Genomic DNA, 22,800 nt, shown 5'->3' with positions numbered 1-22,800 from the left:
GGGTAAAGCGAGCCCCAAGATATGGTCGGCGGCAGCCCGATGCTTTTAATTGCTCGCGCCCCCTTGCGTTCGGGCCTCTGCGTGGGCATCTGTTGCCCGCCGGGCTGCTGAGTAGCATCCTGGCTCTTTGAGACTGCCCGGGATCGATGACGTGTCCTTTCAATCCATGATCCTGAGCGGCCGCGGGGTGACCGCGGTGCTCGGACCCACCAATACCGGCAAGACGCATTATGCCATCGAGCGCATGGTCGCGCATGACAGCGGCGTCATCGGGCTGCCGCTGAGATTGCTTGCCCGCGAGGTCTATACCCGTCTGGTCGAGAAGGTCGGGCACCACAATGTCGCGCTGATCACCGGCGAGGAGAAGATCACGCCGCATCGCGCCCGCTACTCGGTCTGCACGGTCGAGGCGATGCCGCGCGAGACGACGGCGTCTTTCGTCGCAATCGACGAGGTGCAGCTCGCCGGCGACCTGGAACGCGGTCACATCTTCACCGACAGGCTCTTGCATCTGCGCGGCCGGGGAGAAACGCTCCTCCTCGGTGCGGCGACCATGCGGCCGATCCTCGAGTATTTGCTGCCAGGCATCACAGTGGTCGAACGGCCGCGCATGTCGCAGCTTCTCTATGCGGGCTCGAAGAAGATCACCCGGCTGCCGCATCGATCGGCGATCGTCGCCTTCTCGGCCGACGAGGTCTATGCCATCGGCGAGCTGATCCGGCGGCAACGCGGCGGCGCCGCGGTCGTTCTCGGGGCGCTTTCGCCGCGCACCCGCAACGCACAGGTGGCGCTCTACCAGGAAGGCGATGTCGATTACCTGGTGGCGACAGACGCGATCGGCATGGGGCTCAATCTCGACGTCGATCATGTCGCCTTCGCGCAGGACCGCAAGTTCGACGGTTACCAATACCGCAACCTCAATCCGGCGGAGCTTGCCCAGGTCGCCGGCCGCGCCGGCCGGCACGTCCGCGACGGCACTTTCGGCGTGACCGGTCGCGTCGATCCCTTCGAGGACGAGCTGGTGCACCGGATCGAATCGCATGAGTTCGATTCGGTCCGGGTGCTGCAATGGCGCTCCAAGGCCGTCGACTACTCTTCGCTGAAGGCGCTGAAGCACAGCCTCGAGGCGGCACCGGCTGTGTCCGGGCTGACGCGCGCCCTTCCGGCCGTCGACCAGCAGGCGCTTGAGCATTTGGCGCGCTATCCGGAAGTGATCGATGTCGCCACGACCTCGGAACGCGTCGAGAAGCTCTGGGAGGCCTGCGCGCTTCCCGACTACCGCCGCATCACGCCGGCGCAGCACGCCGACCTGATTGCGAGCATCTATGCCGATCTCGTCCGCCATGGCACGGTCAACGAGGACTTCATGGCCGAGCAGGTTCGCCGCGCCGATCATACGGATGGCGAGATTGACACACTTTCGGCGCGAATCGCGCAGATCAGGACCTGGACCTATGTGTCCAACCGGCCCGGGTGGCTTGCCGATCCGACACACTGGCAAGAAAAGACGCGGGAAATCGAAGATCGATTGTCCGACGCGTTACATGAAAGGTTGACGAAACGCTTCGTTGACCGCAGGACATCTGTGCTCATGAAGCGCCTGAGAGAGAATGCGATGCTTGAAGCAGAAATCAGTGTGAATGGTGATGTCTTCGTCGAAGGACACCACGTCGGTCAGCTAACCGGTTTCCGGTTCACGCTCGTCGCCGGCAGCGAGGGAACGGACGCCAGGGCCGTTCAGGGCGCCGCCCAGAAGGCGCTCGCGCTGGAGTTCGAGGCACGCGCCGCCCGTCTGCATGCGGCCGGCAACAACGATCTGGCGCTTTCGTCGGATGGGCTCGTGCGCTGGCTCGGCGATCCCGTGGCGCGGCTTGCGGCGAGCGATCACGTCATGCGCCCCCGCGTCATCCTGCTCGCCGACGAGCAGCTTCAAGCCAACGCCCGTGACCATGTCGTGGCGCGGATCGAGCGCTTCGTGAACCATCACATCAGCACGGTGCTGAAGCCGCTCGACGACATTTCGCGTGCCGAGGATCTCGAGGGCCTGGCCAAGGGTCTGGCCTTTCAGCTCGTCGAGAATCTCGGCGTGCTCTTCCGTCGCGATGTCGCCGAAGAGGTGAAGTCGCTCGATCAGGAAAGCCGTGCGTCGATCCGCAAATATGGCGTTCGTTTCGGCGCCTACCATATCTTCCTTCCGGCCCTCTTGAAGCCGGCGCCGGCAGAGCTGATCACGCTTCTCTGGGCGCTGAAGAACGACGGCCTGGACAAGCCCGGCCACGGCGAACTCATTCCGATGCTTGCCGCCGGCCGGACTTCGGTCGTGACCGATCCGTCCTTCGAGCGGACCTTCTACAAGCTCGCCGGATTCCGCTACCTCGGCAAGCGCGCCGTGCGGATCGACATCCTGGAACGTCTCGCGGACCTCATCCGCCCGCTCCTGCAATGGAAGCCGGGCATGACGCCGCGGCCCGAGGGGGCCTATGACGGCCGTCGCTTCACGGCGACGACGTCGATGCTGTCGATCCTCGGTGCGACGCCGGACGATATGGAAGAGATCCTCAAAGGTCTCGGCTATCGCGCCGACAGCGTGACCGCGGAGGAGGCGGCAGCCTTCCTGGCGAAGCAGGACGGCACGCCGGCAGAGGCGGGCGCGTCGTCGGAAGCTGCTGCCGAGCACGTTGAAGCCGACGCAGATGCTGCGGCGGAGCCTTCCGACGGCGGCGATGCGGCGCCGGCGGAAAACGCTTCGGCAGAAGCCGCCCCGGCAGAAGCCGCCCCGGCAGAAGCGAGCGGCGACGAAACGACTGCCGCGGAGCAACCGGAAGTGCCGGCCGAGCCGAAGCCGGTGCTCCTGTGGCGTCCCGGCACCCGCCAGGACAACCAGCGCGGCGGCCGCCAACAGGGCGATCAGCGCCGCGGCGGCCAACAGGGCGATCAGCGCCGCGGCGGCCAACGTCAGGGCCAACGTCAGGGCCAGGGCGAGGCCAGGGAAGGCGGCCGCAAGGGCGGCGCTCCGGCGCGCGCCAAGCCTCAGGACGGCAAGCCGGGCGGTCAGCGCAAGGAGCGCCAGGACCGTCATGAGCGTCACGAACGTCACGACCGGGGCGCCAAATTCGACAATCGCCCGCCGCGCAAGGAAAAGCCCATCGATCCGGATTCGCCCTTCGCGAAGCTTGCCGCGCTCAAGGAGCAACTGAAAAAGTAGGCGGATCATGGAGAAACAGCCACCGTCCTCGCCCGCAGCGCGCCAGCGGCTCGACAAGTGGCTGTTCTTCGCCCGGCTGATCAAGTCGCGATCGCTCGCCCAGAAGGCGATCGAGGCTGGCCAAGTGGCCGTCAATGGCGCGCGGGCGACGCAGCCGTCCGCGCACGTCAAGGCGGGCGACACGCTGGAGCTCTCGCTCGAACGTCGCGACCTCGTCCTGCGGGTCCTGTTACCGGGAACCCGGCGGGGTCCCTATGAGGAGGCGCGGCTGCTCTACGAAGATCTGACACCGCCTGCACCCGTCGAGCGTCTGACGCCCTTCGAACAGGCGACGCGCGAGCGCGGCGCGGGGCGCCCGACCAAACGGCAGCGGCGTGAGACCGACCGCCTCAGGCCCGACGTCGACGACGACGATTAGGGCTCTTCTTGAAGCGCGATTTTCGCGATCTCCCGAACTCCCGGATGCCGTCGCGGGTAGTGGCGGGCGCACTCTTGAACAGCTATCCGGCAAATTTAGCTGCTATCGATCCGATAGCGCGGCGATGCTGGAAAACTCTGCCCTTTTCGCGGCAAAACGCGAGTGGATTATTCTTGCAAAGGCTGCTCAAAGCCTTTAGGTCACAAGCCACATTACAGTGTCGTGCGCCGGTTCAGGCGCACAAAGGTCGCTGTAGGAATTTTGAAATGCTGCATGGTTTTATCCTTAAACCGGTGCCGATTTAAGGAACCATGCAGAGGTGGCACTTGTGGTTTGCTTCGGGCAGCTATGCGCGCCGGACATTCCTAGCATGCGCGGACGATGAAGCGTTGCCGTCTGCCATCAAATGTGAGCATTGGCTGGAGTACCTCATGACGTATGTCGTGACCGACAATTGCATTCGCTGCAAGTACACGGACTGTGTGGAAGTCTGCCCGGTGGATTGCTTCTATGAGGGCGAGAACTTTCTCGTCATCCATCCGGACGAGTGCATCGATTGCGGCGTATGCGAACCGGAATGTCCTGCCGGGGCGATCAAGCCGGATACCGAGCCGGGGCTCGATATGTGGTTGAAATTGAACGCTGATTTTGCGACCCAGTGGCCTAATATCACCGTCAAGCGCGATCCGCTTCCGGAAGCCAAGGAAATGGACGGCGTCGAAGGGAAATACGAGCAGTATTTCTCCGAGAAACCCGGGCAGGGCGACTGAAGCGTCGGCGGCTCGGTTCGTCTCGGCTGACGCAGGCGAGAAAGGGCGAGGCCGGAAATCTGGGGAAATCCTGTCGGTGCCTCGCAAGTGCGAGCATGGTGGCTTGATCGTTGCCATGCAGCAAATTATTGATTTCCGCTCTTTTTTGTGCTAGGTTCCGTACACTGATCCACAGAGGGTGCTTTTGCGCGCCCGAAAACCAGCACGAAAGCAAATCGATTTCCACGGCGCGGCACTTTCAAAATAGGCAACGTTCCGTTGCTCGTGACTGCGACGCAAGAAGCCTTTTGCATTTCGTTGGACGGACCAGGATTGACCCCACCCGGCGGTATCCCCGTCTATCCGGGCCTCACGACCCGGCCCGGCCGATTGAGGCCGGTGCGCAATAGGGAGTGTTTGAAACGAATGACGACCCAGCAGAAAAAATCTTCAATGCGCCAAGGCTTCAAGACCGGTGAATCGATCGTTTATCCGGCTCATGGCGTTGGTCAGATCGTGGCGATTGAGGAGCAGGAAGTCGCCGGCATGAAGCTCGAGCTTTTTGTTATCGATTTCGAAAAAGACAAGATGCGTCTCAAGGTGCCGGTGGCCAAGGCAGTCAGCATCGGCATGCGCAAGCTGTCCGAGACCGATTTCGTCGATCGCGCATTGAAGGTTGTGCAGGGCAAGGCACGCGTGAAGCGGACCATGTGGTCGCGTCGCGCCCAGGAATACGATGCCAAGATCAATTCCGGCGACCTCATTTCCATCGCGGAAGTGGTGCGCGACCTCTATCGTGCGGAAAACCAGCCGGAACAGTCCTATTCCGAGCGCCAGCTCTATGAAGCCGCTCTCGATCGCATGGCGCGCGAAATCGCTGCCGTGAACAAGATGTCGGAAACAGAAGCCGTGCGTCTCGTCGAAGCCAATCTGAACAAGGGGCCGAAGCGCGGCAAGGCCATCGAAGAAGACGATACGCAGGACGAAGCCGCCTAAGATCGGCAGCGACGCACTGCAAGCAGCATTCACGAGTTTGATCAAGGCCCGGTCTTAGCGCCGGGCCTTTTTCTTGCGCCGACCTCCTGAGCCGACACCGCGCGGGAAGTTCGTTGCCACCAGGACAGCGCAGGTGGCATGGCGCGCCTCCTGCAATCTAAAATCGTCATCACGAGCGGGAACTTTTCAACCCTGCGCACGTTTCTCGTTCACGGGACAGGCATGCGCCTGCGTTCCCGTGCGATCTCGGTTCTGTGATTCCTCACCGTCTCAGGTCGTATTCCTCGATTTAGGGCACTGCCTGAATTCGTCAAGCAGCGCCGGCCGCCCTTCAACCGACCGCCGCGACAGGCGTTCGGCACTTCTAAGATCAACAGTGTTGGCGTTCGGCGCCAGCCAGGGAGCAATCGATGAAGACCCTCACAGCAGACAGGCGTTTGATCAAGATTGCAATGGATGCCCCCTATCTCGAGCGGGACGAGGAGCATGCGCTGGCCGAGGCTTGGCGGAATGATCACGATCAGGAAGCGCGAAACAAGATCGCCATGTCGCATATGCGGCTGGTGATCGCGATGGCGGCCAAGTTCCGCAGCTTCGGGCTGCCGATGGGCGATCTCGTCCAGGAGGGGCATATCGGGCTCCTGGAGGCGGCGGCGCGTTTCGAGCCTAGCCGTGAGGTCCGCTTTTCGACTTACGCCACCTGGTGGATCCGCGCATCGATGCAGGACTTCGTGCTGCGCAACTGGTCGATCGTGCGGGGCGGCACCAGCTCGGCGCAAAAGGCGTTGTTCTTCAATTTGCGCCGGTTGCGGGCGCGCCTGGCGCAGGGCGATCGGCAACTTACATCGCAGGCTATGCACGAGGAAATCGCCGCCGCCCTGGGCGTTAGCCTCGCCGATGTGCAGACCATGGATGCCCGCCTCTCCGGCAACGACGCGTCGCTGCAGGCGCCGGTCGGTCACGGAGAGTCCGACGGCGGTGCGCGGCTGGATTTTCTCCCGAGCGATGCACCGCTTCCCGACGAGCAGGTGAGCGAAATGATCGACGGCGAGCGGGCTCGCCGCTGGCTGCAGACCGCGCTGACGCAGCTCACCGAGCGCGAGATGAAGATCATTCGGGCGCGTCGCCTCTCCGAGGACGGGGCCACCCTCGAGGAACTCGGCCTGTCGTTGGGCATATCCAAGGAGCGCGTGCGGCAGATCGAAACCCGGGCGCTCGAGAAGCTGCGGACGGCGCTAGCTGCAAGGGCGCCGGCATTGACCGCTGCCATGCATTGAATTGGCGATTTCCTAGTGGCCGGCGTTACCGGTCTTCCGCCGGTAGGCGTTGGAGCGCCGTCAGGATCTGATAGGCGGCCTTTACCCGGGCTGGAATGGGGTAGTTCCTGTTGGCCAGGATGACGATGCCGATCTGCTCGGCGGGAACAAAGGCGGCATAGGCGCCGAATCCGCTTGTCGAGCCGGTCTTATTGATCAGCACGTCGTCCCGAGGCGGCAGCGGCGGATCCAGTCTCGTTACCTTGTTCGGCTTGAAACTGACCTCAGGCGAGTTCCCCGCCAGCAGCCGCTCGAGATCGGCCGGATAGGCATACATCTCCCATCCGAGTCCCTGGGTCATGTCGCCGACCCTGAAGTAACCGCTGTGCGTTGCCGCGATCGCGCGCTGGAGTGTGTCGTCCAACTCCGCGCCTTCTATGTTTGCCTCGACAAAACGGATCAAATCGGCGGCAGTGGTCTTTACGCCATAGGCTTCCGAATCGAGGACGCCGGGACTTACCCGGACGGGCTTGCCAGCTTTCGAATAGCCATGGGCATAGTCGCCCATCCGGTCCTCGGGAACGCTGATATGGGTTTGAGTCAGGCCAAGCGCCGGGAAAAGCGTCTTCTCCATCAAAGCGTCGAACGGCTCGCCCATGCTTTTGGCGGCGAGGTAGCCGAACAGGCCGATGCTGGGGTTCGAATAGAGCCGATGGCCACCCCCGGGGTAGCTCGGCTGCCAGCCTTTGAAATAGCCGATCATCTCTTTCTGGTCGGTGACGGAAGCCGGAAACTGCAAAGGCAGGCCGCCTGCCGTATAGGTGGCGAGATCGAGAAGGCTGATCCTGTCGAAGCTGCTTCCGGAGAGTGCGGGCAGGTGCTTGCTGGCGCTATCGGAGAGAGACAGGGCCCCACGCGCTTCCCCATAGGACGCCAGAGTCGCCGTAAAAGTCTTGCTGATCGAGCCGATCTCGAAAAGCGTCTCATCGTCGACCTTCTGTCCGCTCTCCTTCGAGGCGACTCCGTAGTTCAAAACGTATCTCCTCCCCTGCACCGTGACTGCGACGGCCATTCCGGGAACGTCGTATTCCTCCATGATCGGGCGGATCGCCTCGTCAACGACGCGTTCGATATGTCCTGGGCTATCGCTGGCGGTCGCCTGGCTTGAGGCGCCGCAGAACAGAGAGGCGGCGGCGAGAACTCCAAGCGTCCTCAGGCGAATATTTCTCATGGCTGGATCATCCCCTCGAGTAACCGTGTCTACTGCATCATTCTTCGAATCGAAGTCGATATAAGGAGAAACATGCGGCAATTCGAAGTGTGAGATTTTATCCCTCGGAAAAAACGCACGGCGCGGCAGCAAGACGGCCGGTGAGACGCGTTGCATAGAGGACGAGGAAGAGCGCCGGCCGAGCCGATGGAGACGGGATCACCTATTCGGAGATGATCTTCACCTTGTCGCCCGGTCTGACGGTGGAGGTGACCTGCATTGCGTTGATCAGCCGGAAGAGGTCGAGCTTTCGGTCCGTTCCCATCATTCGCGCTGCCAATGTGGCGCTCGTGTCGCCCGGCCGCACGGTGGCCACCCTGATGCGCAGCGGCTTCAAGGCCTGGATTTCGTTCGGCGACATGCGGCGGAAGGAACTGCGCAGCTGGCTCGCCGTCGGTTCAAGCGCCGCCGATCCCTTGGGAACCGCGGTCAGGAACCGGTAAATTCGGTCGCCGATGCGGATGACGGTCACGTCGAAATCCCAGCGATCGGCGGAGGCCCGCGCCGTCGCGGCTTCGAGGCCGTTGACGGCAATGGGTCGAATGGTGTCCGGCTGCAGACCGGTCACCCAGCCGCTGGCAATGTAGTCGGTCAGTTTGCGGCCGGCATTGTCGGCAATGCCGTCGAAGCGGATGGCGACTTCGCCCGGACCCGTGGCGAGCACCGCTTCGGCCTTGTTGTCGATCTGGAAGCCTTGCGGCACGTCGAAGCGTATGCCGAGCTGGCCGTGCAGGAAGGTCTGGCCACGCACATAGCCCTCCTGCGGGCTGTCGCCATAGAGCAGCCCGTCGATGCCGGCGAGATAGTAGTCACGGCCGCGGTCGCCGCTCGTCCCTTCGGGGCCGAAGGCGCGGGCGTGCCGGCGGGCGAGTTCGACGCGCTGCGGCGCGTTCGGGTGGCTCGACAGGAAATCGAGGCTCTGGTCCGCTTCCGGATCGACCGCACTGAAGCGGCTATAGGCGGCCATCGAATCGAGGAAGCGCGCGGCGGCATAGGGGTCGTAGCCGGCTTCGCCGAGCATCCTGACCCCGATCACGTCGGCCTGCAGTTCCTGGTTGCGCGAAAAGGCCGCAAGTCGCAGCTTGCCGCGGGCCAGCGCCTGCTTGCCGGCAAGGTTGGAGGACAGCACTTCCGAGACGACGCGACTGGCGATGACCTCGGCCTCCTCGCGCTGCTGGCGCTGGATGCCGTGATTGGCGGTGACATGCGCCATTTCGTGCGAAAGCACGGCGGCCACTTCCGAGGCGTCGTTGGCAAGCGCCAGCAGGCCGCGTGTGACGTAAAGGTATCCGCCCGGCAACGCAAAGGCATTGATCGCCGGGGAGTTGAGGATGGTGATGCGGTAGGATTGCTGCGGGTTTTCCGAAACCGCCGTCAGCGCGCCGGTGATGCGGGCGACCAGCCGTTCCGTCTTGGCGTCCTTGTATTCGCCGCCATAGCTCGCGACGATGCGCGGATGCTCGCGCGCGCCGAGTTGGGCGCGCGGATCGTTCTTCTGCACCTCCTCGACGATCTGCGGATTGGACGAGGGCGAGACGGCCGGCTCGTAGGTCTGCTCGATAATCGACTGGCAGCCGGAAAGAAGGCTCAACGAGGACAATGCAACCAGAGCGCGCGGTGCCACGCCACGCCGCTTCGGAAACCAGCCTCTTGTGACTGTGTGCCTTGCCATTCCTCAGCCCGTTCCATCCGCCGAGGCGCCCTGCGCTCATGAGCCAACAGTCGCCAGCGTCGAAAAATCCTACTATTTCAGCCGCATAAGGGCGCTGGCGCAGGTTTCTCAGCCATGACCATGCTGTATCGATTTAAGCGCCGCCTGCCTAGCTGATCCCCGTAGAAATAGTTGCCCCGTGGTATCACAGCAACGGATGCGCGAGTAACGCGCATATCCGGCCGGACGTTCCGCGCGTCGCACGCCGGGGCGGTCAAATTGTGGCGAACCGGACATTGTCCAAAAATACTGCCGCGTTCCCCCGGTCGATTGCCATGGCAGGCGGGTGACGCTCATTCGTCCCACCCGATCTCGTCGTTGCCGAGAAACCGGTTGATCGCCGCCAGGTCCCGCCGTGCAAGAAAACGATCCAGGGCGTCATGGGCGACGATACGCCCCTGGTCGAGGAAAAGCACGCTATCGGCGAGGCTCTTCACGTCATCGGGATGATGCGTGATCATCAGGATGGTGTTGCCTTCCTCGCCATGCAGGTCGCTCAGCAACGCGCGCATCTCTGCGCGCATGCCGGGGTCGAGTGCGGCGAAAGGCTCATCGAGCAGCAACAGCGGCCGATGCCGCACCAGCGCGCGGGCAAGCGCCACCCGCTGGCGCTCGCCGCCGGAAAGCGTCGGCGGCAACCTCCTGCCGAAGCCGGCGAGCCCGACCCGCGCCAGCGCCTCCTCGATCCTGCCGCGGTCGGATGAGTCGAGGCGGAGAGAGGGGCTGATCCCGAAGCCGACATTCGTCGCGACATCGAGATGAGCGAAGAGATTGTTTTCCTGGAAGATGATGGAGATCGGTCGCTCGACGGGCATGCGCCCGGCCATGTCCTCGCCGAGGATCCGCACTTCGCCTGCCTCCGGCGTCTCGAAGCCGGCAATGACATTGAAAAGCGTCGATTTTCCCGAGCCCGAGGCGCCAATAACGGCGACGATCTGTCCGGCCGGAACCGCGCAATCGAATGCCAGCGCCGTCGTTTCGAAGCGAACCTTGACGTCCTTGAGCGACAGGGCGAGCGAACTCATGCGCTTCGTCCTTGTGCTGGCTTCTCTCCTGCCGTGCCGAGCATGGTCAGAACGAGGCAGATGAGGCCAAGCACCAGGGCGAGCCCGGCCGCGTCGGCGGTGCGGTAGCTGCCCATCCGGCTATAGAGCAGCCAGGGCAGCGTCGCGAGATCCTGCGAACCGAAGAGGGCGACAGCGCCAAGATCGCCGAGCGACAGCGCGAGCGCGAAGGAGAATGCCATCAACAGAGGTTTGCGCAGCACCGGCCAATCGATCCATCGCAGGCGATGCAAGCTCCGGATGCCGAGGCTGGACGCAAGGCGCTCGGTGCGCGCGGCATGGGTCGCCATCGCCGGGGCGAGGACGCGGTGAACGAATGGCAGCGCCATCAGCGCATTGATGGCGATGACGAGAAACGGGGCAAAGCGCGCGACGTCGCCGAAGGGCCGGACGAGCAGGAACCAGCCGGCGCCAAGCACCACGGGCGGGGCGAGCAGGATCAAGGAGGTGCTGGCACCGATCGCACCGGCAAACAGGCGGGCCGGCACTTGAGGGCGTCGTCGCGCGAGGAGCAGCCGCTGCGCACGGATCATCAGGACGGCCATGACGACGGAAATGGTGGCGGACGGAAGGGCAATGGCGGCGCTGGTGGTGAGTGCCCGATGGAACGCCGGCTCGCCGACGAGGCGGGTGAGATCGGCCTGCAATCCGGACGTCGCGATGGCGACGAAGGGCAGGCCGACGAAGACGAGGGCGAGCACCAGCCAGGCCCCGTCGGCAAGGCGCGAAAGCCGACTCAGACCATCGAACCGTCGGGTCGCCCTGCCGCTCGTCTCGCCTTCCTCGGGGGGCGGGGCGAGAAATTTAAGGGCGACAAGCAGCGTGCCCGTCAGAACGACCTGCAGGCCGGAAAGGGCGATAGCCCGGGGTGGGTCGAAATCGAAGCGCAGCGCCTGGTAGATGGCCACCTCGACCGTGCTTGCAGCCGGGCCGCCGCCAAGCGTCAGCACCAGCGTGAAGCTGGTGGCGCAGAGCATGAATATGAGGCCGGCAATGCCCGGCAGCAGACCCCGGAGCGCCGGCCATTCGACGAAGCGGAAAACGGCAAGCGAGCCCATGCCGAGATTGGCGGAGCTGCGCCAGTATTCGCCTGGGATGCGTTCGAGGCCGGCATGCATCAGCCGGGCCGCAAGCGGCATGTTGAAGAAGACATGCGCAAGCAGGATGCCGAACAGGCCGTAGACACTGATCGGCTGCTGCAATCCTGTCGCCGCGAGAACGTTGTTCAGGAAGCCCTGCCGACCCCAGACCTCGATCAGGCCGAGCGCCGCAACAAGTGCCGGCAGGCCGAGCGGCAAGGCCATTAGCCGCAGCATCCAGATCCGGCCGGGGAAGGATGCCCGGCGCGCCAGGGCGCGTGCGACGGGTATGGCGAAGAGAATCGACAGGCCCGTCGAGAGACCTGCCTGCAGCAGCGTGAAGCGGGTGACGCGCCAGATATAGGCGTCGAACAGGCCGTTGGCGCCGCCGTCGCCGGACTGCGCGAGCAGCGCGGCGCCTGCCAGACCGACGAAGAGCAGGATGCCGCCGAGGCAGAAAGCCGCGGCGGCGATTGTCATCCTGTTTTCGGCGGCGTCGAACAAGCCGGCCTCAGTTCTTGCTCATCGCCGCCAGCCATTCGTCGATCCAGGCCTTTCGGTTGGCGGCAACCTCTTCGGACGGCATCAGGAAGGTCTTTTCCGGATTGACGAGCTTGCCGAAGGCCTCGGGCAGAGGCTCGTTGGTGGAACCGACCGGCATCATCCAGTTGGTCGTCGGGATGATCGACTGGAATTCCGGGCCGGTCATGAAGGAGAGGAACTTGCGGGCGAGTTCCGGTTCCTTGCTGTTCCTCGTTACGCCGGCCACTTCGATCTGGATGTAGTGGCCCTCGGCGAAGGGGGCTGCCTGATACCGGTCGGTTCCTTCCGCCACCATGTGGTAGGCGGGCGAGGTGGTGTAGGAGAGGACCATTGGCGCCTCGCCCTTGGTGAACAGGCCATAGGCTTCCGACCAGCCGGGGGTCACCGTCAGCACGCGTTCGCTGAGCTTCGCCCAGGCCTCGCCGGCCTTGTCGCCGTAAACGGATTTGACCCAGAGAAGCAGGCCGAGGCCGGGCGTCGAGGTACGCGGGTCCTCAATGACGATCTTCTGGGCCGGATCGCCTTCGACCAGGTTCTTGAGGCTCTTCGGTGGGTTCTTCAGGGTTTCGGTGTCATAGATCACGGCGAAATGGCCGTAGTCATAGGGAACGAAGGTGTCGTCGGAAAAGCCGCCGGGAACCTTGAGCTTCGTCGTGTCGAGGCCGTGCGGGACAAAATAGCCGGTGGCCTTGGCCTCTGCGACTAGGTTGGTGTCGAGGCCGAGAACGATGTCGGCCTTCGATCCCTCGCCCTCGAGCTTCAGCCGCGTCAGGAGTTCGACGCCGTCGGCAACGCCGACATAATTCACCTTGCAGGCGCAGGTCTTCTCAAAGCCTTTGGCGACCTTGGCGCCCGGACCCCATTCGGTGATGAAGCTTTCATAGGTGTAGATCGTCAGCGTCTTTTCGGCGGCGACGGCGCTCGCTGAAAATGCGGCGACAGCGATGCTGGCAATCGCCAGCCGGCCGAGGATCTTGCGATGGAGTGAACTGGACATGATGGGCACCTCTCCCTGTTGTTGATGCTGCACGGGAAAAGCGCGTATCGGTCCGATCGCTTCTAATCCCTCCGCCGGTATGAGCCGGATCAGGTTCCGCGGGTTGGCTCGAAGCCTCTCAGCCATCGGACCGCAAGCGGTCCGGGGCACCCCGTTAGAGCGCCTAAGATTTAGCTTTCGGCGGCAGCCAAGGCAAGCGGAGTTTCGGCGGAAGCATTGGCCCTGAGCGCCGCCTGCGCTATCAAGGGTTTGCGAGAAACCGGAAGGATTTGCCGGCGCTCTGAGTTCAAACAACGGCGGCGGCGTTTTGTTCGCCAAGCGGGGTCATTTCATGCCGGACATGCTGGTTCGCCTCTATGCCTTGCCTGAAGGCCGCGGGTCCCGACTCGGCCCCGACGTTACCATCAGGCGCGCCCTGACGGCCGAACGCAGGATCGTTGTCTCCTGGATCGAGGAACGATTCGGCGCCCCTTGGGCGGGCGAGGCAGAGGCGGCCTTTTCCGCGACGCCGACGCGGATCCATATTGCGCTATGGAAGGGAGAGCTTGCCGGCTTTGCCTGTCATGACGTGACCGCGCTCGGCTTCTTCGGGCCGACGGGCGTCGACAAAGCGATGCGCGGCCGCGGCCTCGGAGAGGCATTGCTGCTCGAAAGCCTCTTCGCCATGCGTGCCGCCGGCTACGCCTATGCGATCATCGGCGGCGTTGGCCCGGCGGAATTCTATGCGCGCGCCGTCGGCGCGGTGGAGATTCCGGATTCGACGCCCGGCATCTATGCGGACATGCTTTCTCCGGACGGGACGCGGGAGGCCTGATCCAGCAAGCCACGAGAGGGCGCCCCGAAAAGACGTTCTGCCCTTTTCCTCGGGCGCCGCTTTGCGCTATGGGCTTGTGCCATGACCCGATCGACCTTCACCATTCTTCTCGGCGGCGCGCTCACCCTCACGGAGCGGCTTACGGTGCAGCTTTCCGGCAGCCGCTTCATCGCGGCCGATGGCGGCATACGCCATGCGAAGACGCTTGGGGTGGAACCGGAGCTCTGGGTCGGCGACTTCGACTCGACCGATCAGGCGTTGTTCGCAGATTACGCCGAGGTCCCGCGGGAAAGCTATCCGGCCGCCAAGAACGCCACCGATGGCGAGCTGGCAGTCGAGGCGGCGCTTGCGCGGGGCGCCTCGACGTTGATCTTCGCCGGCGCGCTCGGCGGCACCCGCAGCGACCATGCCTTCCTGCACCTCCTGCGACTCGCGGCGCTGGCGGAAGAGGGACACGCCGCGCTCATGACCTCCGGCGAGGAGGAGGCCCATGCGCTGATGCCGGGGGTCCACGAGATCGACCTGCCGAAGGGGAGCCTGTTCTCGATCCTCGGCTTCACCGACCTTACCGGCCTGTCGATCGAAAACGCCCGCTACCCGCTCCACGGCTTCGCACTGCCTTTCGGCTCCTCCCGGACGATTTCCAATGTCGCGGAAGGTCCGGTTCGCTTTTCCCTGAAATCCGGCCGGGCGGTGGTTCTCGCCCGACCCTACGATCTTTCCGGAGCCTGACGCCTTGGCGCCCCCCATCCTGAAGCTTGACGACATCCTTCTTACCTTCGGCGGCACGCCGCTTCTCGCCGGCGCCAATCTGCAGGTCGAGCCGGGTGACCGCATCTGCCTCGTCGGCCGCAACGGCTCGGGCAAATCGACGCTGATGAAGATGGCCGCCGGTCTTGTCGAGCCGCAGTCCGGCGAGATTTTCCGGCATCCCTCGGTAACCATCCGCTATCTGCACCAGGCCCCGGACTTCGACGGCTTCGACACGGTGCAGGCCTATGCCGAGGCCGGGCTCGGCCCCGGCGACGATCACTACCGCGTCACCTATCTGCTGCAGCATCTGGGGCTGACCGGCGAGGAGGACCCGAAGCGCCTCTCCGGCGGCGAGGCGCGCCGCGCGGCACTCGCCCGCGTCATGGCGCCGGAGCCCGATATCCTGCTTCTCGACGAGCCGACCAACCATCTCGACCTGCCGACGATCGAATGGCTGGAAGACGAGCTCGCCCGCAGCCGCTCGGCCCTCGTGCTGATCTCGCACGACCGGCGTTTTCTCGAGAAGGTCTCGACCGCGACGGTCTGGCTCGATCGCCGCCAGTCGCGCCGGCTCGACCGAGGCTTTGCTCATTTCGAAGCCTGGCGCGATGAGGTGCTGGAGGCGGAGGAACTCGAACAGCACAAGCTCGGCAAGGCGATCGAGCGCGAGGAGCACTGGCTGCGCTACGGCGTCACGGCGCGGCGCAAGCGCAACATGCGCCGCCTCGGCGAGTTGCAGGACATGCGGACGCGCTATCGCGGCCACAAGGGGCCGCAGGGCACGATCCAGGCAACCGTCGCCGACGCCAAGGAATCCGGCAAGCTGGTCATCGAGGCGGAGAAGATCACCAAGGCCTATGGCGAGCGGACGATCGTCGCGCCCTTCTCGATCCGCGTCCATCGCGGCGACCGGATCGGCCTCGTCGGGCCAAACGGCGCCGGCAAGACGACGCTGCTCAAGCTCCTGACCGGGCAGCTCGAACCGGACTCAGGCACCGTCAAGCTCGGCACCAATCTGGAGATCGCCACGCTCGACCAGAAGCGTGAAGATCTGAACCTCGACGAGACGCTGGCGCATTACTTGACCGACGGGCGCGGCGAGACGCTTCTCGTCAACGGCGAACAGCGACACGTCACCGGCTACATGAAGGAATTCCTCTTCCAGCCGGAGCAGGCCCGCACGCCGATCAGCGAACTATCCGGCGGCGAGCGAGCCCGGCTGATCCTCGCCCGCATCCTGGCGCGCGCCACCAACCTCCTGATCCTCGACGAACCGACCAACGACCTCGACATCGAGACGCTCGACCTCCTGCAGGAGATCGTCGCCGGCTTTGCCGGAACGGTGATCCTTGTCAGCCACGACCGCGATTTCCTCGACCGCACGGTGACCTCGACCATTGCGCCCGCCAATCCGGAAGCGCCCGACGGCCGCTGGATCGAATATGCCGGCGGTTATTCCGACATGATGGCGCAGCGCAAGGGCGCGATCGAGGAGCGGCGCAAGGCCGAGAAAGCCGAGAGGGCCAAGCCGAGCGATGCCCCCGTCGAAACAGCCGAGCCGAAATCCAAGGGGAAACTCTCCTACAAGCAGAAATTCGCGCTGGAGAACCTGCCGAAGGAGATCGCCAAGGCCGAGGCCGAGATCGCCAAGCGCGAAGAGAAGATGCACGATCCTTCTCTCTTTTCCCGCGATCCGGACGGTTTCGCGAAGCTTGCCGCCGAGCTCGAAAAACTGAAAGAGGGCCTGACGCGCATGGAGGAGGAATGGCTGGAGCTTGAAATGTTGCGCGAGGAGCTCGAAGGCTGACGCCGGTCCGATTTATGGGAAAACCCCTCCCCACAAGGAGGAGGGGCCAGAAGTCGAGCCCAACTCAAGGGTAAAAATTGCAGCAACTCAAAGCACTGCAGCGACCTTTGTGCGCCTGAAAAGACGCGAGGCGCTGTAGATCAGGCGAAATACTGTCCGCCATTCGCCGATATCGTCGAGCCGGTGATGAAGCCGGATTCGTCAGACGCCAGGAACACGACGCAGCGGGCGATCTCGTCCGGTTCGCCGAGGCGGCCGACCGGGATTTGCGGGATGATTCGTTCGTTCAGCACCTTTTCCGGCACCGCCCGCACCATCTCCGTGCCGATATAGCCGGGGCATATCGCATTGACGGTGACGCCCTTTGCCGCCCCTTCCTGCGCCAGCGCCTTGGTAAAGCCGAGATCGCCGGCCTTGGCGGCGGAATAGTTCGCCTGGCCCATCTGGCCCTTCTGGCCGTTGATCGATGAGATGTTGATGACGCGGCCGAAGCCGCGGTCGCGCATGCCCGACCAGACGGGATGCGTCATGTTGAAGAGGCCGGTGAGATTGGTATTGATGACCTCTCCCCACTGTTCCGGCGTCATCTTGTGGAACATCGCATCGCGGGTGATGCCGGCATTGTTGACGAGAATGTCGATCGGCCCGAGATCCGCCTCCACCTTGGCGATACCGTCGACGCAAGCCTGATAGCTGGAGACGTCCCATTTGTAGACCGGGATGCCGGTTTCCTGCTTGAAGGCCACGGCTTTCTCGTCATTGCCGGCGTAGGTCGCAGCCACCTTGTAGCCGGCCGCCTTCAGCGCCACCGAAATCGCAGCGCCGATACCGCGGGACCCACCCGTAACCAATGCTACCCTGCTCATGTTCGCCTCCCATTGGGTTAAAATCTGCCAAAACTATTCTTCCGCGGCCCGGAACTCCGGGCCGCGCGTGCTCGATCGAATAGGGCGGAGCCCTTGCATACCGCTAACTGTTACAGGCGCTCGACGCACAGGGCGACGCCCATGCCGCCGCCGATGCACAGCGTTGCGAGCCCCTTGGAAACACCACGGCGCTTCATTTCGAAGAGCAGCGTGTTGAGGACGCGGGCACCGGAAGCGCCGATCGGGTGGCCGATGGCGATCGCGCCGCCGTTGACGTTGACGATCGACGGATCCCAGCCGAGATCCTTGTTGACCGCGCAGGCCTGCGCCGCGAAGGCTTCGTTGGCCTCGACGAGTTCGACGTCGCCGACCGACCAGCCGGCCTTTTCGAGCGCCTTGCGCGAGGCGGGGATCGGGCCGGTGCCCATGATCTGCGGGTCGACGCCGGCCGTCGCCCAGGAGACGATGCGGGCGAGCGGCTGAATGCCGCGCCTGGCGGCCTCGGCCTCGGTCATCAGCAGCGTTGCGGCAGCGCCGTCATTGAGCCCCGAGGCGTTGGCCGCGGTGACCGTACCCTCCTTGTCGAAGGCCGGACGCAGCTTGGCGATCGAATCGAGCGTGGCGCCGTGGCGGATATATTCGTCCTGGTCGACGCTGACGTCGCCCTTGCGGGTCTTGACAATGAACGGGACGATTTCGTCGGCGAACCGGCCGGCCTTCTGCGCCGCTTCCGCCTTGTTCTGCGATCGGAGCGCGAATTCGTCCTGCTCCTCACGGGTCAGCTGCCACTTACGCGCGACGTTTTCGGCGGTGATGCCCATGTGGTATCCGTAAAAGGCGTCCGTCAGGCCGTCCTTGATCATCGTGTCGATCATCTTGTAGTCGCCCATTTTGACGCCGCCGCGCAGATGCGCGCAATGCGGTGCCATCGACATCGATTCCATGCCGCCGGCCACGATGATGTTCGCGTCGCCGATGACGATCTGCTGCATGCCGAGGGCGACCGCGCGCAGGCCCGAGCCGCAAAGCTGGTTCATGCCCCAGGCGGTCTTTTCCGGCGGGAGGCCGGCCTTGATCGCCGCCTGGCGGGCCGGGTTCTGCCCTTCGCCGGCCTGAAGCACCTGGCCGAGAATCACCTCGTCGACCTCTGCCGCCTCGACGCCGGCCCGTTCGAGGACCGCCTTGATGACCGTTGCACCCAGTTCATGAGCGGGTGTGTTGCCGAAGGCGCCGTTGAAGGACCCGACTGCGGTGCGAGCGGCGCTGGCGATCACGATGGAGGGATTGCTCATGGGACGTTTCCTCTTGTTTCCTTTGCCTGGAGAAGCAGACTGGCAAAGCCAGGAGCGCAAGTCAAACTTCTTGATGCTCTGCAACAAAAGCTTCATCGTCGGTTCTACCGACCGTTGTTTTGCACCTGCGTCGCCGCAATGCACAAAGAGATTGTCAGCGGCGCTCTTTTGCGGATACTCTTAAAAAACACAATAAAGACGGGACGATGGGTAGAGGAGACCCTGATGGCGAAGCATGAAGGCCAGATCGTTATCAAGAAATACGCAAACCGGCGGCTCTACAATACCGGCACGAGCACCTATGTGACCCTCGACGATCTGGCCGTGATGGTGAAGAGGGGGGAAGACTTCGTCGTCCAGGACGCCAAGTCCGGCGAAGATATCACGCATTCCGTGCTGACGCAGATCATCTTTGAGCAGGAGTCGAAGACCGGCAATACGCTTCTGCCGATTTCCTTCCTGCGCCAGCTCATCTCATTCTACGGCGATCAGATGCAGATGGTCGTGCCGAGCTATCTCGAACATTCGATGCAGGCCTTCACCGAGCAGCAGGCGCAGATGCGCGAGCAGATCAACAAGGCCTTCGGCGACACGCCGCTCGGCAAGAACCTCCAGGTGCCGTTGCAGCTGGTCGAGGAGCAGGTCAAGCGCAACACCGAAATGTTTCATCAGGCCATGCAGATGTTCTCGCCCTTCATGGCCGCTCCTCCGGCCAAGGAGACCAAGAAGGCCGAGGCGAAGGATATCGACGAGCTCAAGGAACAGCTTCGGGCGCTGCAGACGAAGCTCGACAATCTCGGCTAGAAATACGCCCCTCCCCATAAAAGGGAGGGGCTACCCTACTTCACATTTGATTCAATCCGTCACCACTTGTGGGAACCTTGAGTTGGGCTGGACGGTGGCGCGCAAGCCCCTCCCACCTGTGGGGAGGGGCGTTTCGGAAGCGCTGCGCTCCAACGCACCAAAGAAAAAGGGCCGGCAGAGCCGACCCTTCAAACTTCATCCGCAGACGGAAGAGCTTATGCGCTTTCCTTCGGCGTCAGGACCTGGCGACCGCGGTACATGCCGGTCTTCAGGTCGATGTGGTGCGGACGGCGCAGTTCGCCGGAATTCTTGTCTTCGATGTAGGTCGGAGCCTTGAGGGCGTCAGCAGAACGGCGCATGCCACGCTTGGACGGGCTCGTTTTTCTTTTAGGTACAGCCATTTCATTCTCCACTTATCGGGCAAAACACTGTTCAGCAGCCGAAAATGGCCGGGTCAAACAGATGTCGATCTCGGAAATTTTGCGCGCTTATACATGGCCAACCACGCTTTGACCAGTCCCCGCGTGCAAAATTTCGAATCGGGGCGGCAAGCGTCTGCTCCTACTTGAGACGTCAGACCTCGTCTTCCGGCACGATCCACGGTTCGGCCCTCGATGCCTCCTCCCATTTGCGGAAGGCCGGGTGTGCCTTGACGGCGTCCATGTAGGCGAGCGTTGCCGGATCCGTCGTGAGCTCATATATTTCCAGGCGGTTGACGACGGGGGCGAACATCGCGTCGGCGGCGGTGAAGCGGCCAAAGAGGAACGGTCCGCCGGAGCGGGCGATCGCCTCGTGCCAGATCTCTTCGATCCGCGCGACATCGGCGGCGACCCCTTCGGGAAGCGCGATCGCCTTCACCGGCCGGCGGATATTCATCGGGCAGGCGCCGCGCAGCGCCCGGAAGCCGGAAAGCATTTCCATCGAATAGCTGCGCGCACGGGCACGGTCCCCGCGGTCCTCCGGCCACAGGCCAGCCTCGGGGTAAAGCTCGGCCACATATTCGATGATCGCCAGCGATTCCCAGACGCGGATCTCGCCGTGCTGCAGGACCGGCACGCGGCCGGTCGGCGAGATTTCACGAATCCTCGGGTTACCTGCCGGAAAGTCGAAGGGGATGACGACGTCCTCGAACGGAATGCCGCAACCTTCGAGGGCGAGCCACGGCCGAAGCGACCAGGACGAATAATTCTTGTTGCCGACATAAAGGACCAGCTCGGCCATGGCTCCGTCTCCGCTTGGTTTTTCGGGAGGCAGACTTGCCATAGGCGCAGCCGCACAACCAATGAATTGTCTTCATCTCAATCATAAAGACATGTGATGTAGTCGCCGGAGCGGCCGGCGCGACGTTCGATCACCGAGGCGAGACGCCTCAAGCCCCGTCCGGGCTTGCCGGCATTGCGGTCGATCGGATTGGGCAGCGCCACGGCCAGCAGCGCCGCCTGGCGGCGCGAAAGCTTGGCTGCGGAAACGCCGAAATGATGCCGCGCGGCGGCTTCGATGCCGTAGACGCCGTCGCCCCACTCGGCGACGTTCAGGTAGATTTCCATCATGCGCCGCTTGCTCCAGACGAGATCGGCAACGACGGCGAGTGGCAGCTCCATTCCCTTTCGAACGAAGGAGCGGCCGTTCCAGAGATAGAGGTTCTTGACCGTCTGCATCGGGATCGTGCTCGCACCGCGCGTCTGCTCGCCATCCAGGGCGTCCTCGACGACACCGCGCATCTGCATCCAGTCGACCCCGTTATGGACACAGAACTGGCCATCCTCGGACATCATCACCGACTGGACGAGGACCGGGGAGATATCGTCGAACGCCACCCACTGCCGGTCGTAGCCGCGCAGCAGCACGAGGTCGCGCAGCATCAATGTCGATACCGGATGAATGAAACCGAGCAGGTAGACGAAGATCAGCAGGTAAGGCAGCAGGAGAATGCAAAGCGCCGCGAGAACGAGACGCCGGCGGCGCGTTCGCCACGTGCGGCGCATGGCAGACCACCGTCCGGCGGGCAACTCGCCCTCCTCGCGTTCTTCCGGAACGATGTCCACGGCCTGACTGTCCACCCCTCTATCCATTCCCCATTCTTATTTCATGACCCCGCTCTTTTTCATGGCCCCACTCTTATTTCATGGATCGCGAAAGTTGAACGGCCTTTCTCGCAAAGACAAGGGCGCCTGTGCACTCATCCCGAACAAAACGCGTGAGCTGCGGCGCAAAAGTCCGTTGAAAGCGGCTCTCCCACGTGCCAAAGAGCCTCTCATGCAAGACGAGCCATCATTCTTTGCGGAACGCCTCAAGGCCGCGGCGCTGGCGGTCGAGGGACTGCTCTCGAGCCTCCTCGGGCCCGCGTCCCAAGCGGACGAGATCGCCCGTCCGGCAACGCTGCTCGATGCCATGCGCCATGGCGTGCTCAATGGCGGCAAGCGGCTGCGTCCTTTCCTCGTCGCCGAAAGTACCGCCCTTCTCGGCGGCAGCGCCGATGCATCGCTCAGGATCGGTGCGGCGCTCGAATGCGTGCATTGCTATTCGCTCGTCCACGACGACCTACCGGCGATGGACGACGACGACGTCAGGCGCGGCCAGCCGACCGTGCACATTGCCTTCGACGAAGCAACGGCGATTCTCGCCGGCGACAGCTTGTTGACCTTCGCCTTCGACATTGTCGCCGCGCCCGCAACGCCCCTCTCGGATCGCCAGAAGACGGCGCTTGTGCTGGCACTTGCCCGCGCCGCCGGCCTTGGCGGTATGGCTGGCGGGCAGGCGCTGGACCTCGCCGCCGAGAAGACGGCGCCGGACGAGGCAGCTATCGTTACGCTGCAGGCGATGAAAACCGGCGCCCTCATCCGCTTCGCCTGCGAGGCGGGCGCGATTATCGCCGACGCGAGTCTCGAGGATCGCCGACGCATGCGCGCCTTCGGCGACAAGGTCGGCCTTGCCTTCCAGCTTGCCGACGACCTGCTCGACCTCACCGCCGACGCCGAGGCGATGGGCAAGGCCACCGGCAAGGACGCCGCCCGCGGCAAGGGTACGCTCGTCGGCCTTCATGGCCAGGCCTGGGCCGAGCGCCAACTCGAAAAGCTGGTGGCGGAGGCGGAAGAACTGCTGGCACCCTACGGTACCCGTTCGGCCGTTCTCGTCGAAACCGCCCGCTTTGTCGCGAACCGGAGGAACTGAACACA

At 63.6% G+C, this 22,800-nt stretch carries 20 protein-coding genes and 1 riboswitch; of the genes, 10 read left to right on the top strand and 10 right to left on the bottom strand.

Annotated elements, in window-relative coordinates; translation table 11 throughout:
* Positions 1-166: 166 nt before the first annotated feature.
* The 5 genes from CO676_RS12260 (at position 167) to CO676_RS12240 (ending at position 6,645) form a co-directional block, all read left to right on the top strand.
* Positions 167-3,205: a helicase-related protein gene (locus tag CO676_RS12260; protein WP_179875479.1), complete on the top strand. Its 3,039-nt coding sequence runs from the start codon at positions 167-169 to the stop codon at positions 3,203-3,205.
* Positions 3,206-3,212: 7 nt separating this feature from the next.
* Positions 3,213-3,623: an RNA-binding S4 domain-containing protein gene (locus CO676_RS12255; protein ID WP_097521279.1), complete on the top strand. Its 411-nt coding sequence runs from the start codon at positions 3,213-3,215 to the stop codon at positions 3,621-3,623.
* 431 nt (positions 3,624-4,054) lie between these two features.
* Entirely contained in the window at positions 4,055-4,393 is a 339-nt protein-coding gene (fdxA, locus tag CO676_RS12250; protein WP_012709747.1) for a ferredoxin FdxA, read from the top strand.
* 405 nt (positions 4,394-4,798) lie between these two features.
* The gene (locus CO676_RS12245) at positions 4,799-5,368 is read left to right on the top strand and encodes a CarD family transcriptional regulator (RefSeq protein WP_014766344.1); all 570 of its coding nucleotides are present in this window, start codon (positions 4,799-4,801) and stop codon (positions 5,366-5,368) included.
* Between the two features lie 410 nt (positions 5,369-5,778).
* Positions 5,779-6,645, top strand: coding sequence for an RNA polymerase factor sigma-32 (locus CO676_RS12240; protein ID WP_097521278.1), 867 nt, complete (start codon positions 5,779-5,781; stop codon positions 6,643-6,645).
* Between the two features lie 25 nt (positions 6,646-6,670).
* Here CO676_RS12240 and ampC read toward each other — a convergent pair whose 3' ends face one another.
* The 5 genes from ampC to thiB form a co-directional block, all read right to left on the bottom strand.
* Positions 6,671-7,855, bottom strand: a complete 1,185-nt coding sequence (gene ampC / locus CO676_RS12235; RefSeq protein WP_097521277.1) for a class C beta-lactamase — start codon at positions 7,853-7,855, stop codon at positions 6,671-6,673.
* 202 nt (positions 7,856-8,057) lie between these two features.
* Complete coding sequence (locus CO676_RS12230; protein WP_014766340.1) at positions 8,058-9,566, bottom strand: M48 family metalloprotease; 1,509 nt, start codon at positions 9,564-9,566, stop codon at positions 8,058-8,060.
* 332 nt (positions 9,567-9,898) lie between these two features.
* The gene (thiQ, locus tag CO676_RS12225; RefSeq protein WP_097521276.1) at positions 9,899-10,630 is read right to left on the bottom strand and encodes a thiamine ABC transporter ATP-binding protein; all 732 of its coding nucleotides are present in this window, start codon (positions 10,628-10,630) and stop codon (positions 9,899-9,901) included.
* Positions 10,627-12,252 (bottom strand): thiamine/thiamine pyrophosphate ABC transporter permease ThiP, encoded by a 1,626-nt coding sequence (gene thiP / locus CO676_RS12220; RefSeq protein ID WP_097521275.1) that lies wholly within the window; start codon positions 12,250-12,252, stop codon positions 10,627-10,629. The genes thiQ and thiP overlap by 4 nt, the downstream gene beginning before the upstream one ends.
* A 7-nt stretch (positions 12,253-12,259) precedes the next feature.
* The gene (thiB, locus tag CO676_RS12215) at positions 12,260-13,288 is read right to left on the bottom strand and encodes a thiamine ABC transporter substrate binding subunit (RefSeq protein WP_097521274.1); all 1,029 of its coding nucleotides are present in this window, start codon (positions 13,286-13,288) and stop codon (positions 12,260-12,262) included.
* 49 nt (positions 13,289-13,337) lie between these two features.
* Positions 13,338-13,452: riboswitch (TPP riboswitch) on the bottom strand.
* A gap of 167 nt (positions 13,453-13,619) precedes the next feature.
* Here thiB and CO676_RS12210 point away from each other — a divergent pair.
* The 3 genes from CO676_RS12210 (at position 13,620) to CO676_RS12200 (ending at position 16,662) form a co-directional block, all read left to right on the top strand.
* Complete coding sequence (locus CO676_RS12210; RefSeq protein ID WP_097521379.1) at positions 13,620-14,102, top strand: GNAT family N-acetyltransferase; 483 nt, start codon at positions 13,620-13,622, stop codon at positions 14,100-14,102.
* 81 nt (positions 14,103-14,183) lie between these two features.
* Positions 14,184-14,834, top strand: coding sequence for a thiamine diphosphokinase (locus CO676_RS12205; protein ID WP_097521273.1), 651 nt, complete (start codon positions 14,184-14,186; stop codon positions 14,832-14,834).
* Positions 14,835-14,838: 4 nt separating this feature from the next.
* Positions 14,839-16,662, top strand: a complete 1,824-nt coding sequence (locus tag CO676_RS12200) for an ABC-F family ATP-binding cassette domain-containing protein (RefSeq protein WP_097521272.1) — start codon at positions 14,839-14,841, stop codon at positions 16,660-16,662.
* A 140-nt stretch (positions 16,663-16,802) separates the two neighbouring features.
* Here the strand turns inward: CO676_RS12200 and CO676_RS12195 are convergent, their stop codons facing one another.
* Positions 16,803-17,528, bottom strand: coding sequence for a beta-ketoacyl-ACP reductase (locus tag CO676_RS12195; protein ID WP_097521271.1), 726 nt, complete (start codon positions 17,526-17,528; stop codon positions 16,803-16,805).
* Positions 17,529-17,638: 110 nt separating this feature from the next.
* The gene (locus tag CO676_RS12190; RefSeq protein WP_097521270.1) at positions 17,639-18,820 is read right to left on the bottom strand and encodes an acetyl-CoA C-acetyltransferase; all 1,182 of its coding nucleotides are present in this window, start codon (positions 18,818-18,820) and stop codon (positions 17,639-17,641) included.
* 225 nt (positions 18,821-19,045) lie between these two features.
* On the opposite strand from CO676_RS12190, the gene phaR reads away from it, so the two are divergent.
* On the top strand, positions 19,046-19,624 hold the full coding sequence (gene phaR / locus CO676_RS12185; protein WP_014766329.1) for a polyhydroxyalkanoate synthesis repressor PhaR: 579 nt from the start codon (positions 19,046-19,048) through the stop codon (positions 19,622-19,624).
* A gap of 215 nt (positions 19,625-19,839) precedes the next feature.
* Here the strand turns inward: phaR and rpmF are convergent, their stop codons facing one another.
* From rpmF to mtgA, 3 genes are all read right to left on the bottom strand, one after another.
* On the bottom strand, positions 19,840-20,025 hold the full coding sequence (rpmF, locus tag CO676_RS12180) for a 50S ribosomal protein L32 (protein WP_012067326.1): 186 nt from the start codon (positions 20,023-20,025) through the stop codon (positions 19,840-19,842).
* Positions 20,026-20,197: 172 nt separating this feature from the next.
* Positions 20,198-20,845 carry a glutathione S-transferase family protein gene (locus CO676_RS12175; RefSeq protein ID WP_097521269.1) on the bottom strand — a complete coding sequence of 216 codons (648 nt, stop codon included), beginning with the start codon at positions 20,843-20,845 and terminating at the stop codon, positions 20,198-20,200.
* Positions 20,846-20,922: 77 nt separating this feature from the next.
* Positions 20,923-21,669 carry a monofunctional biosynthetic peptidoglycan transglycosylase gene (gene mtgA / locus CO676_RS12170; RefSeq protein WP_080605851.1) on the bottom strand — a complete coding sequence of 249 codons (747 nt, stop codon included), beginning with the start codon at positions 21,667-21,669 and terminating at the stop codon, positions 20,923-20,925.
* A 211-nt stretch (positions 21,670-21,880) separates the two neighbouring features.
* Between mtgA and CO676_RS12165 the strand changes: the two genes are divergently transcribed.
* A complete protein-coding gene (locus CO676_RS12165; protein WP_041414756.1) occupies positions 21,881-22,795 on the top strand; it encodes a polyprenyl synthetase family protein in 915 nt (304 codons plus the stop codon).
* Positions 22,796-22,800 lie beyond the last annotated feature (5 nt).

This window comes from Sinorhizobium sp. BJ1 (genome assembly GCF_002531555.1).
Taxonomy (GTDB): domain Bacteria; phylum Pseudomonadota; class Alphaproteobacteria; order Rhizobiales; family Rhizobiaceae; genus Sinorhizobium; species Sinorhizobium fredii_B.
This window is presented reverse-complemented; position numbering and strand designations above follow the sequence as displayed.